This is a genomic window from Mergibacter septicus, assembly GCF_003265225.1.
Classification (GTDB): Bacteria; Pseudomonadota; Gammaproteobacteria; order Enterobacterales; family Pasteurellaceae; genus Mergibacter; species Mergibacter septicus.
The window spans coordinates 250,354-269,998 of the sequence record NZ_CP022013.1 but is presented as its reverse complement, the minus strand read 5'-3'; the positions used below and the strand labels follow the sequence as shown (position 1 = coordinate 269,998).

Sequence of the window (19,645 nt, the reverse complement as noted above, 5' to 3'; positions counted from 1 at the left end):
ACAAAAAACAGCACTTAGGTGCTGTTTTTTTATTATCTTTACTTTTCATCTAACTATAACAGCTTTTCATTCTTTCAAATATATCATTATTGCAAAAATCGTAGCAGCAATCACTGACATAAAATCAGCCCCAATCCAGAAATATGAAAGGCTAGCAAAATCATAAATTTTTTCATCGTCAACAATAGTTGTTGTCTTATCAATCATAAAACCTGTTAAAAACTCACCTAACGATGCTCCCACATAGCCAAATAATCCCATCATAATTTGGTATTACTTTAGGAATTTAGCTTTGTTTTCTTGGTGGGTTATTAGCAACTGATGTATCTCATAAATCTGCATCAGGCATTGCGTTAGGTATGATAAAGTGATGATCACCTGCAGTATTTGAGTATATTAATAACTATACTATACTCATTCTATTAACTTTTAAAATTCCATTTTTAAAAAAGTTTGTTGCTTTTTAAATACTATTTCTATGGTCTTTTTATTTACACTAAATATATACTATTAAAAATACTTAAAAAGACAGAGAATTAGCAAAAATCTTCAAAAATGAAAGAAATACTAGCCCATTAAAAGCGGCGGCGGCAAAACAAGAATTAGACAATAGAGGATATACTATTGATGATATTAAACAATCAATAAGAGAGTTATAACTTACACATAAATGACATTTAATTTATTAAATATCATTTTTATAAAATGATTCTAAAATCAAAGCACAAAAAAGCACAAACTTATGTTTGTGCTTTTCTATTCTCTCTAATTAATTAACCCCGGCGGTACCCTACTCTCACATAGGGAGACCCTACACTACCATCGGCATCACAGCGTTTCACTTCTGAGTTCGGCAAGGTATCAGGTGGTACCACTGCATTATGACCGCCGGGAAAATTCTTTTTATCTTGTTGTTTGTTATTTGTTGTTCTCTGTTTGTTTCGTTCTTTCGTGAGTTTGTTAATTTTCTTTATTTGTTGATAAAGATAACGTTAAACTCACCAGTTAACGGCTTAACATTCGTTAAGTTATTTAGTCACAAGCTACTCAAGAGTACCCACTCCCCAAAACATTTGAGCGTTGTATGGTTAAGCCTCTCGGGCAATTAGTACGGGTTAGCTCAATGTATCACTACACTTACACACCCCGCCTATCTACGTCTTAGTCTTAAACAACCCTTACAGTCTTATAGACTGGGAGAACTCATCTCTTGGCAAGTTTCGTGCTTAGATGCTTTCAGCACTTATCTCTTCCGCACTTAGCTACCGGGCAATGCGTCTGGCGACACAACCCGAACACCAGCGGTGCGTTCACTCCGGTCCTCTCGTACTAGGAGCAACCCCAATCAATTCTCCAACGCCCACGGCAGATAGGGACCGAACTGTCTCACGACGTTCTAAACCCAGCTCGCGTACCACTTTAAATGGCGAACAGCCATACCCTTGGGACCTACTTCAGCCCCAGGATGTGATGAGCCGACATCGAGGTGCCAAACACCGCCGTCGATATGAACTCTTGGGCGGTATCAGCCTGTTATCCCCGGAGTACCTTTTATCCGTTGAGCGATGGCCCTTCCATGCAGAACCACCGGATCACTATGACCTGCTTTCGCACCTGCTCGACGTGTCTGTCTCGCAGTCAAGCTTGCTTATACCATTGTACTAACCTCACGATGTCCGACCGTGATTAGCAAACCTTCGTACTCCTCCGTTACACTTTGGGAGGAGACCGCCCCAGTCAAACTACCCACCAGACACTGTCCGAGCACCTGTGCGGGTGCTTCGTTAGAACATCAAACGTTAAAGGGTGGTATTTCAAGGTTGACTCCAACAAGACTGGCGTCTCATCTTCATTGTCTCCCACCTATCCTACACATTAAAATTCAATGTTCAGTGTCAAGCTATAGTAAAGGTTCACGGGGTCTTTCCGTCTAGCCGCGGGTACACCGCATCTTCACGGCGATTTCAATTTCACTGAGTCTCGGGTGGAGACAGCCTGGCCATCATTACGCCATTCGTGCAGGTCGGAACTTACCCGACAAGGAATTTCGCTACCTTAGGACCGTTATAGTTACGGCCGCCGTTTACTGGGGCTTCGATCAGATGCGTCTCTTGCGATAACATCATCAATTAACCTTCCAGCACCGGGCAGGCGTCACACCCTATACGTCCACTTTCGTGTTTGCAGAGTGCTGTGTTTTTAATAAACAGTTGCAGCCAGCTGGTCACTTCGACTGGTTCATGCTCCATTCGCGAAGAACTTCACACTACGCCAGCGCACCTTCTCCCGAAGTTACGGTGCTATTTTGCCTAGTTCCTTCACCCGAGTTCTCTCAAGCGCCTGAGTATTCTCTACCTGACCACCTGTGTCGGTTTTCAGTACGGTTTAGATAAACCTGAAGCTTAGTGGCTTTTCCTGGAAGTGTGGTATCAGTTACTTCAACACCTTAGTGTCTCGTCATCATTTCTCAGTGTTAGCGGTGAACCGGATTTGCCTAGTTCACCCACCTACCAACTTAAACGTACATATCCAGCAGTACGCTAACCTAACCTACTCCGTCCCCACATCGCAGTTTATCCAAGTACGGGAATATTAACCCGTTTCCCATCGACTACGCTTTTCAGCCTCGCCTTAGGGGCCGACTCACCCTGCCCCGATTAACGTTGGACAGGAACCCTTGGTCTTCCGGCGAGGGGGTTTTTCACCCCCTTTATCGTTACTTATGTCAGCATTCGCACTTGTGATACCTCCAGCAAACCTCTCGATTCACCTTCAACGGCTTACACAACGCTCCCCTACCCAACAGACAGACGTCTGATGCCGCAGCTTCGGTGCTATATTTAGCCCCGTTACATCTTCCGCGCAGGCCGACTCGACTAGTGAGCTATTACGCTTTCTTTAAATGGTGGCTGCTTCTAAGCCAACATCCTAGCTGTCTAAGCCTTCCCACTTCGTTTCCCACTTAATATAGACTTGGGGACCTTAGCTGGCGGTCTGGGTTGTTTCCCTCTCCACGACGGACGTTAGCACCCGCCGTGTGTCTCCTGAACATTACTCTTTGGTATTCGGAGTTTGCATCGGGTTGGTAAGCCGGGATGGCCCCCTAGCCGAAACAGTGCTCTACCCCCAAAGGTATTCATTCAAGGCTCTACCTAAATAGATTTCGGGGAGAACCAGCTATCTCCCGGTTTGATTGGCCTTTCACCCCCAGCCACAAGTCATCCGCTACTTTTTCAACAGTAGTCGGTTCGGTCCTCCAGTTAGTGTTACCCAACCTTCAACCTGCCCATGGCTAGATCACCGGGTTTCGGGTCTATACCTTGCAACTTATCGCCCAGTTAAGACTCGGTTTCCCTTCGGCTCCCTTATTCAGTTAACCTTGCTACAAAATATAAGTCGCTGACCCATTATACAAAAGGTACGCAGTCACCCCTAAAAGGGGCTCCCACTGCTTGTACGTACACGGTTTCAGGTTCTATTTCACTCCGTTCGCCACGGTTCTTTTCGCCTTTCCCTCACGGTACTGGTTCACTATCGGTCAATCAGGAGTATTTAGCCTTGGAGGATGGTCCCCCCATCTTCAAACAGGATATCACGTGTCCCGCTCTACTTGTTGTTAGCTTAGTACCATAATAACGCTTTCAAATACGGGACTATCACCCTCTTTGGTTTGGCTTTCCAGCCACTTCTTTTAGCTTTATTATTATCTCTAACGGCTCTTCCGCGTTCGCTCGCCGCTACTGACGGAATCTCGGTTGATTTCTTTTCCTCGGGGTACTTAGATGTTTCAGTTCTCCCGGTTTGCCTTCCTTTGCTATGGATTCACAAAGGAATGATAGATTCTTCATCTATCGGGTTTCCCCATTCGGATATCGTGGGATGATAGCGCCTCTTATCGACTCTCCCACGCTTTTCGCAGATTTGCACGTCCTTCTTCGCCTCTGATTGCCTAGGCATCCACCGTGTACGCTTTGTCACTTAACCATACAACCTCAAATGCTTTGATTTACTTTGCCTTTGTGGTTGATGCTTATCAGAAGTATCGCCTTTCGCTTCAACACTTCTTCTCTCAAATACTTCACAACCTCTCGGTCGCTTGAGTACTCTTCTCGTTTCTTTGCTTGTGTCTAAATTTTTAAAGAACAATGTATCGTAAAGATACCGTCAAATGGCGTCCCCACGGGGATTCGAACCCCGGTTACCGCCGTGAAAGGGCGATGTCCTAGGCCTCTAGACGATGGGGACACATTTGACGATACCCTTCTTTACTTCCCATCAAACAATCTGTGTGAGCACCCAAAGACCTCTTTTCGGTAAGGAGGTGATCCAACCGCAGGTTCCCCTACGGTTACCTTGTTACGACTTCACCCCAGTCATGAATCATACCGTGGTAAACGCCCCCCTCGCAGTTAAGCTATCTACTTCTGGTACAACCCACTCCCATGGTGTGACGGGCGGTGTGTACAAGGCCCGGGAACGTATTCACCGCGACATTCTGATTCGCGATTACTAGCGATTCCGACTTCATGGAGTCGAGTTGCAGACTCCAATCCGGACTACGACGCACTTTCTGGGGTTCGCTCCACTTCGCAGCTTCGCCTCCCTCTGTATACGCCATTGTAGCACGTGTGTAGCCCTACTCGTAAGGGCCATGATGACTTGACGTCATCCCCACCTTCCTCCGGTTTGTCACCGGCAGTCTCCTTTGAGTTCCCGACCTAATCGCTGGCAACAAAGGATAAGGGTTGCGCTCGTTGCGGGACTTAACCCAACATTTCACAACACGAGCTGACGACAGCCATGCAGCACCTGTCTCTAAGCTCCCGAAGGCACAGTCTTATCTCTAAGACCTTCTTAGGATGTCAAGAGTAGGTAAGGTTCTTCGCGTTGCATCGAATTAAACCACATGCTCCACCGCTTGTGCGGGCCCCCGTCAATTCATTTGAGTTTTAACCTTGCGGCCGTACTCCCCAGGCGGTCGATTTATCACGTTAGCTACGAGAGCCAGAACTATGTCCAACCCCCAAATCGACATCGTTTACAGCGTGGACTACCAGGGTATCTAATCCTGTTTGCTCCCCACGCTTTCGCACATGAGCGTCAGTTCTTGTCCAAGGGGCCGCCTTCGCCTCCGGTATTCCTCCACATCTCTACGCATTTCACCGCTACACGTGGAATTCTACCCCTCTCTACAAAACTCTAGATGAACAGTCTGAAATGCAGTTCCCAGGTTAAGCCCAGGGCTTTCACATCTCACTTATCCATCCGCCTGCGTGCCCTTTACGCCCAGTTATTCCGATTAACGCTCGCACCCTCCGTATTACCGCGGCTGCTGGCACGGAGTTAGCCGGTGCTTCTTCTGTGACTAACGTCAATTGCATTATCTATTAAACAATACACCTTCCTCATCACCGAAAGAACTTTACAACCCGAAGGCCTTCTTCATTCACGCGGCATGGCTGCGTCAGGGTTCCCCCCATTGCGCAATATTCCCCACTGCTGCCTCCCGTAGGAGTCTGGGCCGTGTCTCAGTCCCAGTGTGGCTGGCCATCCTCTCAGACCAGCTAGAGATCGTCGGCTTGGTAGGCCCTTACCCCACCAACTACCTAATCTCACTTGGGCTCATCTTATGGCAAGTGGCAAAAAGTCCCACCCTTTAATCTCTCGATACTATGCGGTATTAGCCATCGTTTCCAATGGTTATCCCCCTCCATAAGCCAGATTCCCAAGCTTTACTCACCCGTCCGCCACTCGTCAGCATAAGTACAAGTACTTACCTGCTACCGTTCGACTTGCATGTGTTAAGCCTGCCGCCAGCGTTCAATCTGAGCCATGATCAAACTCTTCAATTTAATCTTTTTAATCTTTCAATTCTTGAATCGACATCCGCTCTTACTGACTTCTTCTTCAGCACTCTCGGACGCCTCAACGCCTCCAAGTGCCCACACAGATTGTCTGATGATTTTTTAAAGAACAAAAAACGACACGCTTGACTCTCTCATCTCTTCAACGGCGTGTCGTTGTGCTGCGTATTATAGGCATATCTAATCAACTTGCAACTCTTTTTTTAAGTTTTTTTGATTTTTTAATTTTTTTGCTGTTTTTAAAAACAATTTAATTATTTTTTATTCGTAATTTGATATTTCCAAAGCCATTTTTCTCTCAGTGTAAGATCATAAAACGATCAAATCCCCAGCTTCTCATTGAGAAAATAAAACGATCTTGGTGATCTAATGCTTTTGTCGCTAACATTAAATTTGTTTTTAAACCACTGTTTTTAATTTCATTTATATTTAATAATGATTTTACGCGCTTTGCTATAGCAGCACCTGAATCCAAAAAGAATTTAACTTGAGGTAAACAAAATTGTAATTCTTGTTTCAGTAATGGAAAATGTGTACAACCTAAAATTACGGTATCTAATTCAATTTCATTCTGCCATTCTGCTACAGAAGATTCAATTTGTCTCATCTCTACCATATTTCCATATAGCTTTTGCTCTGCAATTTCAACTAATCTAGTACTACCTAAACGTTTTATCTCACAGTCCTGTGCATACTGCTGTATCAGTTGATCAACATAAGCACGCTTGATAGTACCTTTAGTCGCTAATAATCCAATAACTTTGGTTTTAGATATCTTTGCAGCAGGTTTAATTGCTGGGACGGTACCAACAATAGCGCAAGAAAATTTATTTCGTAAAGCGGGTAACACTACTGTACTAGCGGTATTACAAGCAACTACTATAATATCAATCTGATAATTAGAGCAAACTTTCTCGCATATAAAGAGAGCTCGTTCAATTAAACAAGCTTCTTGTTTTTCTGAATAAGGAAAAAATGCATTATCAAAACAATAAATATAATGTGCTTCAGGTAACTGCCGGCGAATTTCATGATAAACACTCAATCCGCCCATACCTGAATCAAAAATTAAAATTGTTGGCGTCATTTCTAGCTATAAATAATCATCAATAGATAATGCAAATGCTACCCTGCTTTAATAACGTATTCAAGTCAGAGATTTTAATCTTCATTTATTATTCCAGAACTAAAAACCTAAAAGATTCCACCAAATTAATCCAGTCAACATAAAAATAATAAATCCAGAGAAGACAATCACCACCCCATTAACCATCCACTTTCCTGTGGTATGATAGCCATAGCCCATAGCTAAGGGATTACGTGCATGAGAATAAGTTGTTAAGTTACAACCAATATTCATTACACCCGCAACGGATAATACCGCTATCATAGGTTCAACTCCAAGAGAGAGTAAGGTTCCAATAATCACACCACCTAATGCCACAACTTTTGCCGTACCTGAAGCAAATAAATAAGACGTTAATAAAAAGAAAAACATTAGCACAAATAAAAAAAGCAGTGGCGAAGCACCGTGCATTAAAGTTGATAACTCAGTAGAAACTTGAGAACCTAACCATTGAACAACGCCTAAGGTTCTTAGATGATCCGCCATTCCCATCAATACCGAAAACCAAATTAAGGTATCCCACGCTCCTTTTTCAGATTTAATATCATCCCAACTTAATATTCCAAACATTAACATTGCGGATAAACCAATAAAGGCGGCACCTGTCGCATTTAGATTTAATATTGAGCCTAAAATCCACATAATAACTAAAGCAATAAAAATGACTGCTAACATAATCTCTTGAGATTGTATTTTCCCAATTTCTTTTAATCTTTCTTTCGCAAAAAGAGGTGCTTCAGGTGTTTTTTTCGTATTAGGAGAAATAAACAAATATAAAATAAAAGGGATTAATAAGAACAAGCAAAATGATGGAAGTAATAAATATTTAGCCCAAATACCAAAAGTTAATTTAATTCCTAATAAATTCGCTGCAATTCCAATTAAAGCTAAGTTTCCTGCAAAAGCAGTACTAAACCCAACAGCTGAAGCATCATTCATTGCAGAAGCATTAGAAATCAAATATTCACCTAATTTTCTATCATCAGAGTTAATCGTCTTTGCTAAACTGTCTGCAATAGGTGAAATGATAGCAAAACGGGCTGTATTACTCGGTGTTGCTGGTGCTAAAATATAATCAGCTAATCCTAAACAATACGCTATTCTTAAAGAAGATTGACCAAATTTACTTAATAAAATTAAGGATATTCTTTCGCCTAAACCTGTCTTAGAAAAAGCTCTCGCCATCATAAAAGCAATGACAATCAACCAAAGTAAACTATTATTAAAGCCTTTTAATGCCATTGCTATTGCTGCTTTACCTGTTGGTTCAACAGGTAAGAAAATACAATAAACGGCTATTGATAACACAGCTATCGCACCCGTAGGCATAATATTCATTACAATTGAAGCTATGGTAGCAATAAATAATAATGCTAAATGATAACCTTCAATAGATAATCCAGCTGGTGGTGTTTGTATATATAACAAACCTGTTAGAATTACGATACCTAATAATTGAGGCACTTTAAATGCTAATTTCATTTAATCCTTCCTTATTAAAATTTACTCATCTAAATATATTTTAAAATAAATATATAATCACTAAAAAGTAATCGTTATATATTTATTATCAAAACTTATTTTGAATCAAAAAATATTATTATTTTCTTATCTACTAAAAAAAGATTAAATAATTAGTTACAAAAAGTAACTTAAAAATTAACTAAATTTTAAAATTTAATAATCTATATCCTTTTCCTATCCAGCTATATTGTACATCGCACGATATTGTTCAAAGGCTGAACAATATCCTTTTTCACCGAAGATCGATAATGAAATAATTTAAGATTGTGCAGTTGTTTTTTTGTACAATTCCAGCTCAAGAAACTTACTTTTTGAACTATTCAGGATTAAAAATTTTTATAGAAAGGATCTGATAAAAAAAGATCTCGTTTGATATGACTAAATTAATCTGTTTACAAAATGACAACGACTTTTACTGCGATCAATGTGGATTATGTTGTATGAATCTTGATAAAAATCCTATTTTAAGTGCTCTAGATCGAAGGTGACGGTATTTGTAAGCATTTTAATCAGCAAACTAAATTATGCGAAATTTATACTAACCGACCGATAGTTTGAAATCTTAGATTGCAAGTTAAATGAAAATAAACTCTATGTTGTATACACTGCTTTAACGGGAATTATAGCTCAAATAAAAGAAAATCCATTTCCTGATACAAAGCAACTAAGGCATATGATTGAAAATAAAGTGCCTGTTGATTTTTAATTATAAAAAAACCACCTTATTTTCTCACAAAATTAGGTGGTTTTTATTTTACTTAATTTCTACTGGTAATTTGATGAATATTAAAAAGATCGCTATTAATAGTAGCAATGGTATACTCAAAAGGCGTACCATCATCAAAATAAACTACCTCTCTTAATTCAATCATTGCTTGTCCTACCGTCCTACCTCGACTTTTAATCGTTTAACTAATTTAGGATAATAAAGGTTAAACATCTCACTTTAGTTGAAATATATTTATATAACTATCAATTCAATTTACATAACTGATGATGTTTCTTGATACTAATCAATTTAAAAACAACTATTTTAGTTAATATATTGACTTCAAACTTTCTATTAATGTAAAGAGGCTTTTATGAAAAAAAAGAAATTGGTATTGTCTGTTGGTGCAGCAATAGCTATCGGCTTTTTCGGGATGGTCGGGTATGTCCACCATTTTGATAAACAACAAGAAAATTTATGGTTAAGTAAGAGTGAAAGTACCGACCCACAATTTAAAGCGGTAGAAAAAATATTTTATCAGAATGGCTGTCAATATTGTCATAGTCCACAATCTGAAAAACCTTTCTATGCAAGCCTACCTATCATCAAAAATCTTACCTCAAAAGATGCTGCTGAAGGGCAAGCACATTTCTTATTAGATGAAATTACTGCCTATGCTAATGATCCTGAAAAAATTTCGACCGCAACCTTAGCAAAATTAGAGCGTGTCATCTTAAATAATGAAATGCCATTAAAATCTTTCGTTCATTTGCATTGGGGATCTTCTCTTGATTCTCAAGAACAAGAAACATTGCTCAATTGGATCAGAGAACAACGTCAACGTTATCACTTACCAGAAAATACAGAAGGTACATCGGCAACTCGCTTTATTCAACCTATTCCACAACATATTCCTGTTGATCAAGCAAAAGTTGAATTAGGAAACGTTCTGTTCCATAGTACAGCTCTATCTGGTGATGGCACAATTTCTTGTGCGACTTGCCATAGTTTAACCACAGGTGGTGTTGATCAATTACCAACCTCAACAGGAATTTTTGGGCAAAAAGGTGGAATCAATGCACCGACTGTGTACAACGCTGTATTTAATTTTGCTCAATTCTGGGACGGTCGTGCGAAAGATCTCGCTGATCAAGCTGGTGGACCACCACTAAATCCGATTGAAATGGGTTCAAAAGATTGGAATGAGATCATTGATAAACTCAATCAAGATGAAAACTTTAAACAAGCCTTCACTAAAGTTTACCCTGATGGCTTTACTAAGCAAAATATTACAAATGCGATAGCGGAATTTGAAAAAACGTTAATCACGCCAAATAGCCCATTCGATCGTTATTTACAGGGTGATAGCTCGGCATTAACTCAAGCTCAAGTAAGAGGATATGAATTATTCCAAAAATATAAATGTGATACCTGCCACAGTGGTGTTACTTTAGGTGGTCAATCCTATGAATTGATGGGATTAAAAGGTGATTATTTTGCAGATAGAGGCACGCCTATCACTGAAGCAGATTATGGTCGCTATTCACAAACCCAAGATCCGAGAGATAAATTCAGATTCAAAGTACCAAACTTACGCAATATTGCTTTAACTGCACCTTATTTCCACGATGCTTCTGCTAAAGACTTACATCAAGCTGTTGAAGTAATGTTAAAATATCAAAGTGGAGTGGTATTACCTAAACAGGATGTTGATGATATTGTTGACTTCTTACACAGTTTGACTGGGGAATATCAAGGTAAAACATTAACTGTTGAATAATAATTCAATCAAATAATTAAAGGCTAAATATTTATTTAGCCTTTATTTTTTATGTTTGTTAGTAAGTAAAAAAATACCCCACAAAATGTGGGGTATATAAATCACTTCTAAGCTTAATTATTCATATTTAATAATTCAGCCAAACTTGCTGCTGCATCTTCAGCACTTACTTTAGTGCTTTCAGGCTCTTCAACAGAAAGTGTGAGTGTTTTTTCCGCAGCTTGTTCTACACGTTTTTTCATACGATTTTGATGATATGCAAAACCTGTACCAGCAGGGATCAAACGTCCAACAATCACGTTCTCTTTTAAGCCACGCAATTCATCACGTTTACCCGCTACCGCTGCTTCAGTTAACACTCGGGTTGTCTCTTGGAATGAAGCCGCTGAAATAAACGATTCTGTAGCTAATGATGCTTTAGTAATACCTAATAATTCACGTTCAAACTCAACTAAAGGTTTACCTTCTTCGGCACGTTTACGGTTAACAATTTTAACTCGTGCCACTTCCGCTTGTTCACCTTCTAAGAATTCTGAATCATAAGCATTGGTAATGATACATTTACGCAACATTTGACGCACAATAACTTCGATATGTTTATCGTTAATTTTTACCCCTTGTAAGCGGTAAACGTCTTGTACTTCATTTACGATATATTCTGTTACTGCACGAACGCCACGCAAGCGTAAAATATCATGCGGTGATTCTGGACCATCAGAAATCACATCACCACGTTGTACCATCTCACCTTCAAAGACGTTAAGCTGACGCCATTTTGGAATCATCTCTTCATACACTTCGCCTTCTGTTGGGGTGATTAATAGACGGCGTTTACCTTTAGTCTCTTTTCCAAATGAAACGATTCCTGAAATCTCCGCTAAAATAGCTGGTTCTTTCGGTTTACGAGCTTCAAAAAGATCTGCAACTCGAGGTAAGCCCCCCGTAATATCTTTTGTACCAGATGATTCTTGAGGAATACGAGCTAATGAATCCCCGATATAAACTTCAGCATTATCATCTAAAGTAACAATTGCTTTTCCTGGTAAGAAGTATTGTGCTGGTACTTCTGTGCCTGGAATTAAGATATCATTACCTTGTGCATCAACAAGTTTTAAGGCTGGACGTAAATCTTTCCCTGCGGTAGCACGTTCACCAACATCTTGTACCACAATAGAAGAAAGCCCTGTTAATTCATCTGTTTGACGTGTAACAGTTAAGCCATCAATAATATCAACAAATTTAATAAAGCCTGATGCTTCAGAAACAACCGGCATAGTATGTGGATCCCAGTTTGCTACTGTTTCACCTGCATTGACTTCATTTCCATCAGCTTTATTTAAAATAGCCCCGTAAGGTAATTTATAATGCTCTTTGGTACGACCAAAATTATCAATTACTGTTAATTCTGTATTCCGTGAAGTAATAACCAGTTTACCTTCTTTGTTTGTAACAAATTTTGCATTGCTCAAACGAAGAATACCAGTATTTTTAACTTGAACACTCGATTCTTTTGCTGCCGCAGATGCCGCTCCCCCGATATGGAAAGTACGCATCGTCAACTGAGTACCCGGTTCCCCGATCGATTGTGCAGCAATAACACCTATTGCTTCCCCTTGGTTAATTAAATGCCCACGAGCAAGATCACGGCCATAACATTTCGCACACACGCCAAAATCGGTATTACAAGTTACCACCGAACGTACTTTAATACTATCTACTGAGTTTTGGTCAATCACTTCACACCATTTCTCATCTAGTAACGTATTACGAGGAATTAAGACTTCTTCTGTACCCGGTTTTAAGATATCTTCTGCTGCAACACGACCTAATACTAGCTCTTTCAAGCTAACTTTTTCATCACCACCTTCAATTAACGGTGTCATTACGATGCCTTCGTGTGTACCACAATCGTCTTCAACAACAACTAAATCTTGAGCAACATCTACTAAACGACGAGTTAAGTAACCAGAGTTTGCTGTTTTTAATGCAGTATCTGCTAAACCTTTCCGTGCCCCGTGAGTTGAAATAAAGTACTGTAATACGTTCAATCCTTCACGGAAGTTTGCTGTAATTGGTGTTTCAATAATTGAACCATCTGGACGAGCCATCAAACCACGCATACCAGCTAACTGACGAATCTGTGCCGCCGAACCACGAGCCCCTGAATCAGCCATCATAAAAATACTATTAAATGAGGCTTGTTTTTCAGGTTCTCCTTTGCTGTTGATCACTTCCTCAGTAGAAAGATTTTCCATCATAGCTTTGGCAACACGTTCATTAGCAACTGCCCAAATATCAATCACTTTATTATAGCGTTCACCCGCAGTTACAAGACCTGATTGGAATTGTTCTTGAATTTCTGCCACTTCTGCTTCTGCTGCAGAAATAATTTCATATTTCTTCTCAGGGATCACCATATCATCAATCCCTACAGATGAACCAGAACGTGCAGCATATGCAAAACCAGTGTACATTAATTGGTCAGCAAAAATAACACTATCTTTCATACCTAAACGGCGATAGCTTTCATTGATTAATCTAGAGATTGCTTTTTTGCCTAAAGTTTGATTAAACAAACTAAATGGCATACCTTTTGGTGCAATCATCCATAAAATAGCTCGACCAATAGTTGTTTCAGTTAAAGTCGTTTGAGGCTCTAACTGCCCTTCTTGGTTTTTCGTATATTCAGTGATACGCACTTTTACTCGAGCGTGTAATTCGGCTTCACCAATTCGATAGGCTTTTTCTGCTTCACGTGGATCTTGTAATAGCATACCTTCGCCTTTCGCATTCACTTTTTCACGGGTCATATAGTAAAGACCTAAAACCACGTCCTGTGAAGGTACGATAATCGGATCTCCGTTTGCTGGTGAAAGAATGTTGTTGGTTGACATCATTAACGCACGAGCTTCAAGTTGAGCTTCTAAGGTTAATGGAACGTGAACCGCCATTTGGTCTCCATCGAAGTCCGCATTAAATGCTGAACATACTAATGGATGCAACTGAATTGCCTTTCCTTCAATCAGAATTGGTTCAAATGCTTGGATACCTAAGCGGTGCAATGTTGGTGCACGGTTTAATAAGATTGGGTGTTCACGAATAACGTCAGCAAGAATATCCCAAACAATCGCTTCTTCTCTTTCTACCATTTTTTTCGCCGCTTTGATTGTTGAAGCAATCCCACGACTTTCTAATTTTGAGTAGATAAATGGACGGAATAATTCCAATGCCATTTTTTTCGGTAAACCACATTGATGTAGATGTAAGTATGGACCTACGGTGATAACAGAACGCCCTGAATAATCTACACGTTTACCTAATAAATTTTGACGGAAACGACCTTGTTTACCTTTGATCATATCAGCCAAAGATTTCAATGGACGTTTATTAGAACCTGTAATTGCACGACCACGACGACCATTATCTAATAAAGCATCGACAGATTCTTGTAACATACGTTTTTCATTGCGGACAATAATATCTGGTGCAACTAAATCTAAAAGACGTTTTAAACGGTTGTTACGATTGATAACTCGACGATATAGATCATTTAAATCCGATGTAGCGAAACGGCCACCATCTAATGGTACTAATGGACGTAAATCTGGTGGTAATACTGGCAATACGGTTAATACCATCCATTCTGGTTTATTGCCTGATTGGATAAACGCTTCTAATAATTTTAAGCGTTTTGTGATTTTCTTACGTTTTGTTTCTGAATTTGTTTCTTGTAATTCTTCACGTAAAGTTTCACATTGCAATTCAAGATCCATTCCACGCAATAAGGCTTGAATTGCTTCCGCTCCCATCTTGGCATCAAATTCATCGCCCCAACGCTCTTCCGCTTCAAGGAATTGTTCTTCGGTTAATAACTGACCTTTTTCTAAATCAGTCATACCCGCTTCTGTTACGATGTAAGATTCAAAATATAGCACTCTCTCAATATCACGTAATGGCATATCAAGTAATAAACCGATACGAGATGGCAAAGATTTCAAGAACCAGATATGAGCGACTGGTGATGCTAACTCAATATGTCCCATACGATCACGGCGAACCTTGGTTTGAGTTACTTCAACACCACATTTTTCACAGATGACACCACGATGTTTTAAACGTTTATATTTACCACATAAACATTCATAATCTTTCACTGGACCAAAAATTCTGGCACAGAATAGACCATCACGTTCTGGTTTAAAAGTGCGATAGTTGATGGTTTCTGGTTTCTTAACTTCACCAAAAGACCACGAACGAATCATATCAGGTGAGGCTAAGCCAATTTTGATTAAATCAAAATCTTCGCCTGATTTAGATTGTGTTTTTAAAAACTTAACTAAGTCTTTCACAGATTTGCTCCCGTGGAGTTTTAAATTTATTCAAGTGCAGTAAAAATACCGCACTTGGACGTATTTTCGCTGTTGATCTAGAGATTATTCTTCATCTAAATCAATATTGATTCCCAATGAACGGATCTCTTTTAACAATACATTAAAGGATTCTGGCATTCCAGGTTCCATTTGGTGTGTACCATCAACAATATTTTTATACATTTTGGTACGACCGTTAACATCATCTGATTTAACGGTTAACATCTCTTGTAAGGTATATGCAGCACCATATGCTTCTAATGCCCATACCTCCATCTCACCGAAACGTTGTCCCCCGAATTGAGCCTTACCACCTAATGGCTGTTGAGTAACTAAACTATAAGATCCTGTCGAACGTGCATGCATCTTATCATCAACTAAGTGGTTCAATTTGAGCATATACATATAGCCCACTGTTACTGGACGCTCGAATTTCTCACCTGTACGACCATCATATAAAGTGATCTGTCCTGATGTTGGTAAACCACCTAATTTCAAGAGTTCTTTAATCTCAGTTTCATCTGCTCCGTCAAACACTGGTGTAGCTACTGGTAAACCTTTACGTAAATTTGATGCAAGACGTAAAATTTCATCATCACTAAAGTTATCTAAATCAACTTTCTGACAAGAATGTCCGAGATCGTACGCTTTTTGCATATATTCACGCAATTTCGCTACTTCTTGTTTTTCTTTGATCATTTTATTGATTTGATCGCCGATACCTTTAGCCGCTAAACCTAGATGGGTCTCTAAAATCTGCCCGATATTCATACGAGATGGTACCCCTAATGGATTCAATACAATATCCACTGGTTGACCATTTTCATCATATGGCATATCTTCGACAGGATTAATTTTCGAGATAACCCCTTTATTACCATGGCGACCTGCCATTTTATCACCTGGTTGAATTTGACGTTTAACCGCAAGATAAACTTTAACAACTTTCAAGACACCTGGTGCTAGATCATCGCCTTGGGTAATTTTCTTACGTTTATTTTCTAATTTTTGCTCAAATTCTTTTTGTAATGCTTCGTGCTGCTCAGCTAACTGTTCTAATTGGTTTTGTTTTTCTTCCGTACTTAAACTCTGTTCTAACCATTTAATACGTGCCATTTTTTCCAGTTTCGCATCATCGAAACCATCAGCAAGTAATAAGTTACGCACACGAGCAAATAAACCTGCTTCAAAAATTTCCAATTCTGCAACAAGATCTTTTTTCGCTTGCTTCAACTGCATTTCTTCAATTTCTAATGCACGCTTATCCTTTTCTACACCATCACGTGTAAAGACTTGAACATCAATTACTGTACCTGAAACACTATTCGGCACACGTAATGAAGAATCTTTTACATCAGAAGCTTTCTCACCAAAGATTGCTCTTAATAATTTTTCTTCTGGAGTTAATTGTGTTTCACCTTTTGGTGTCACTTTACCTACCAGAATATCGCCACCTTTAACTTCTGCTCCGATATATACAATCCCTGATTCATCAAGCTTACTTAACGCAGCTTCCCCAACATTTGGAATATCTGCAGTAATTTCTTCAGAACCTAGCTTAGTATCACGGGCAACACAAGATAGTTCTTGAATGTGAATAGTTGTAAAACGATCTTCTTGAACAACACGTTCAGAGACTAGCATTGAATCTTCAAAGTTATAGCCATTCCAAGGCATGAATGCAACACGCATATTTTGCCCTAAAGCTAATTCTCCTAAATCGGTTGAAGGACCATCAGCTAATACTTCACCACGTCCGATCGGTTCGCCTAAAGAAACACAAGGTACTTGGTTAATACAGGTATTTTGGTTTGAACGGGTATATTTTGTTAAATTATAAATATCAATACCCGCTTCTCCCGGAATGGTTTCATCTTCATTCACTTTAACCACAATGCGAGAAGCATCAATATATTCAACATAACCACCACGTTTTGCAACAACAGTTACCCCTGAGTCAACCGCAACCGCTTTCTCAATACCTGTACCCACTAATGGCTTATCTGCACGTAAAGTTGGAACTGCTTGACGTTGCATGTTTGCACCCATTAATGCTCGGTTAGCATCGTCATGTTCAAGGAATGGAATTAATGCTGCAGCAACAGAAACAACTTGTTGTGTAGAAATATCCATATATTGGATTTCTTCAGGTTTGTATAAACCTGATTCACCGTGTTCACCACGAGCAGTAACAAAGGTATCAGTAAAACGGAAATTCTCATCTAAATTCGAGTTAGCCTGAGCAATAACATAATTGCCTTCTTCAATCGCAGATAAATATTCAATTTCTTCTGTTACCTGACCATCAATGACTTTACGATATGGTGTTTCAAGAAAACCATAATCATTAGTTCTTGCATATACAGATAATGAATTAATCAAACCAATGTTTGGTCCTTCAGGGGTTTCAATTGGACATACACGACCATAATGCGTTGCGTGAACATCTCGCACCTCAAAACCTGCACGTTCACGTGTTAAACCACCCGGACCTAATGCAGAAATACGACGTTTATGTGTTACCTCTGATAATGGATTATTTTGATCCATAAATTGAGATAATTGTGATGATCCAAAGAATTCTTTAACTGCGGCAGAGATTGGTTTCGCATTAATTAAGTCTTGAGGTGTAACAGATTCAAGATCACCTAATGAAAGACGTTCTTTTACTGCTCTCTCCACTCTAACTAAACCAATACGGAATTGATTTTCAGCCATTTCACCTACTGAACGAATGCGACGGTTACCTAAATGGTCAATATCATCTACTTCACCACGACCGTTACGAATATCGATCAGTTTTTTCATAACACGAATAATATCGTCATTACTTAAAATCCCAGCACCTTCTCCTGCTGGAATATCTAATGAACGATTAAATTTCATACGACCTACTACTGATAGGTCATAGCGTTCTGATGAGAAGAATAAATTCTCAAATAATGCTTCTGCAGCTTCTTTTGTTGGTGGCTCACCAGGACGCATCATACGATAAATTTCAACTAACGCACTTAAACGATCATATGATGGATCAATACGTAATGTTTCTGAAATATAAGCCCCATGGTCAAGATCATTGGTAAATAAGGTTTCAATAACTTTATAACCTGCCTGACTTAAATTAGCTAAAATATCTAAACTAAGTTCACCATTTGCAGGACAAATTAATTCACCTGTTTCTAAATTAACATACTCTTTAGCTGCAACTTTACCAATAATATATTCAGTTGGTACTTCTACCTGATTAATATTATCTTTTTCTAATTGACGAATATGGCGTGCTGTAATACGACGACCACGTTCAACATAAACTTTACCATTTGCTTCAATATCAAAAGTTGCGGTTTCACCACGTAATCTTTCTGGGACTAAAGCCATTAATAATTTATTATTCTTAATTTCAAAACTAACTTTATCAAAGAAAAGATTTAAGATTTCTTCAGTGGTATAACCTAAAGCACGTAAAATAATGGTAGCGGGTAATTTACGACGACGGTCTATACGTGCAAATAAATTATCTTTTGGATCAAATTCAAAGTCTAACCAAGAACCACGATAAGGAATAATGCGTGCATTATAGAGTACTTTACCTGATGAATGTGTTTTACCTTTATCACTATCAAAGAACACACCCGGACTACGATGTAATTGAGAAACAATAACACGTTCCGTACCATTGATGACGAAAGTACCATTATCAGTCATTAATGGAATCTCACCCATATAGACATTTTGTTCTTTAATATCCTTAACTGTACCCGGTGCCGCATCCTTGTCATAACTGACTAAACGTAATTTTACCCGTAACGGTGCAGCATAGGTGGTTCCTCGAATTTGACATTCCCTAACATCAAAGACTGGCTCACCCAGTTTATAGTCAACATATTGTAATTCGGTATTACCATTATTGCTGACAATAGGAAAAACTGAGCGGAATGCAGCTTCTAAACCTTGTTGTCCCTCTGGATCTTTTTGAATAAATTTTTCAAAAGAGTCTAACTGGATAGTTAATAAATAAGGAATATTGAGAACTTGTGGACGCTTGCCAAAGTCCTTACGAATACGTTTTTTTTCGGTATAGGAGTAAACCATGGGTTCCTCTGCTTGCTGTTCAGATCCGCAATCCACACACCCTATTTATCATACACAAGGTGGCAGAATTGATATTATTAGATTGTTTTCTAGTGAAAACAATGAGTTAAAATTATATAACTTGTTATTAATTTTAAGAAAGAAATGGGATATTTAACGCTATTTTTAGCCCAGTTTCTA

At 39.2% G+C, this 19,645-nt stretch carries 5 protein-coding genes, 1 tRNA gene, 3 rRNA genes and 1 pseudogene; 1 reads left to right on the top strand and 9 read right to left on the bottom strand.

What is annotated here, in order from left to right; genetic code table 11:
- Window positions 1-66: 66 nt before the first annotated feature.
- The 7 genes and pseudogenes from CEP47_RS01295 to CEP47_RS01265 form a co-directional block, all read right to left on the bottom strand.
- Window positions 67-264, bottom strand: a pseudogene (locus CEP47_RS01295) (MFS transporter); the annotation flags it as partial.
- Window positions 265-777: 513 nt separating this feature from the next.
- A 5S ribosomal RNA gene (gene rrf, locus CEP47_RS01290) occupies window positions 778-893 on the bottom strand.
- A gap of 191 nt (window positions 894-1,084) precedes the next feature.
- Window positions 1,085-3,984: ribosomal RNA gene (locus tag CEP47_RS01285) — 23S ribosomal RNA — on the bottom strand.
- Window positions 3,985-4,169: 185 nt separating this feature from the next.
- Window positions 4,170-4,245 (bottom strand) — tRNA-Glu (locus CEP47_RS01280).
- Window positions 4,246-4,314: 69 nt separating this feature from the next.
- A 16S ribosomal RNA gene (locus CEP47_RS01275) occupies window positions 4,315-5,852 on the bottom strand.
- The 16S, 23S and 5S rRNA genes sit together here with 1 tRNA gene alongside, the layout of an rRNA operon.
- 310 nt (window positions 5,853-6,162) lie before the next feature.
- Window positions 6,163-6,951: a glutamate racemase gene (murI, locus tag CEP47_RS01270; RefSeq protein WP_261919780.1), complete on the bottom strand. Its 789-nt coding sequence runs from the start codon at window positions 6,949-6,951 to the stop codon at window positions 6,163-6,165.
- A 99-nt stretch (window positions 6,952-7,050) separates the two neighbouring features.
- Window positions 7,051-8,472 (bottom strand): anion permease, encoded by a 1,422-nt coding sequence (locus tag CEP47_RS01265; RefSeq protein ID WP_261919781.1) that lies wholly within the window; start codon window positions 8,470-8,472, stop codon window positions 7,051-7,053.
- Between the two features lie 1,124 nt (window positions 8,473-9,596).
- Here CEP47_RS01265 and CEP47_RS01260 point away from each other — a divergent pair.
- Window positions 9,597-11,003, top strand: coding sequence for a cytochrome-c peroxidase (locus tag CEP47_RS01260; RefSeq protein WP_261919782.1), 1,407 nt, complete (start codon window positions 9,597-9,599; stop codon window positions 11,001-11,003).
- A gap of 113 nt (window positions 11,004-11,116) precedes the next feature.
- On the opposite strand, the gene rpoC is transcribed toward CEP47_RS01260, so the two are convergent.
- Window positions 11,117-15,352, bottom strand: coding sequence for a DNA-directed RNA polymerase subunit beta' (rpoC, locus tag CEP47_RS01255; RefSeq protein WP_265482659.1), 4,236 nt, complete (start codon window positions 15,350-15,352; stop codon window positions 11,117-11,119).
- Window positions 15,353-15,436: 84 nt separating this feature from the next.
- Window positions 15,437-19,465: a DNA-directed RNA polymerase subunit beta gene (gene rpoB, locus CEP47_RS01250; protein ID WP_261921016.1), complete on the bottom strand. Its 4,029-nt coding sequence runs from the start codon at window positions 19,463-19,465 to the stop codon at window positions 15,437-15,439.
- Window positions 19,466-19,645 lie beyond the last annotated feature (180 nt).

Bases quoted from the DNA above. Each gene is read 5' to 3' on its own strand.
- rpoB (WP_261921016.1), bottom strand. From the start codon at position 19,465: ATGGTTTACTCCTATACCGAAAAAAAACGTATTCGTAAGGACTTTGGC.
- murI (WP_261919780.1), bottom strand. From the start codon at position 6,951: ATGACGCCAACAATTTTAATTTTTGATTCAGGTATGGGCGGATTGAGT.
- CEP47_RS01265 (WP_261919781.1), bottom strand. From the start codon at position 8,472: ATGAAATTAGCATTTAAAGTGCCTCAATTATTAGGTATCGTAATTCTA.
- CEP47_RS01260 (WP_261919782.1), top strand. From the start codon at position 9,597: ATGAAAAAAAAGAAATTGGTATTGTCTGTTGGTGCAGCAATAGCTATC.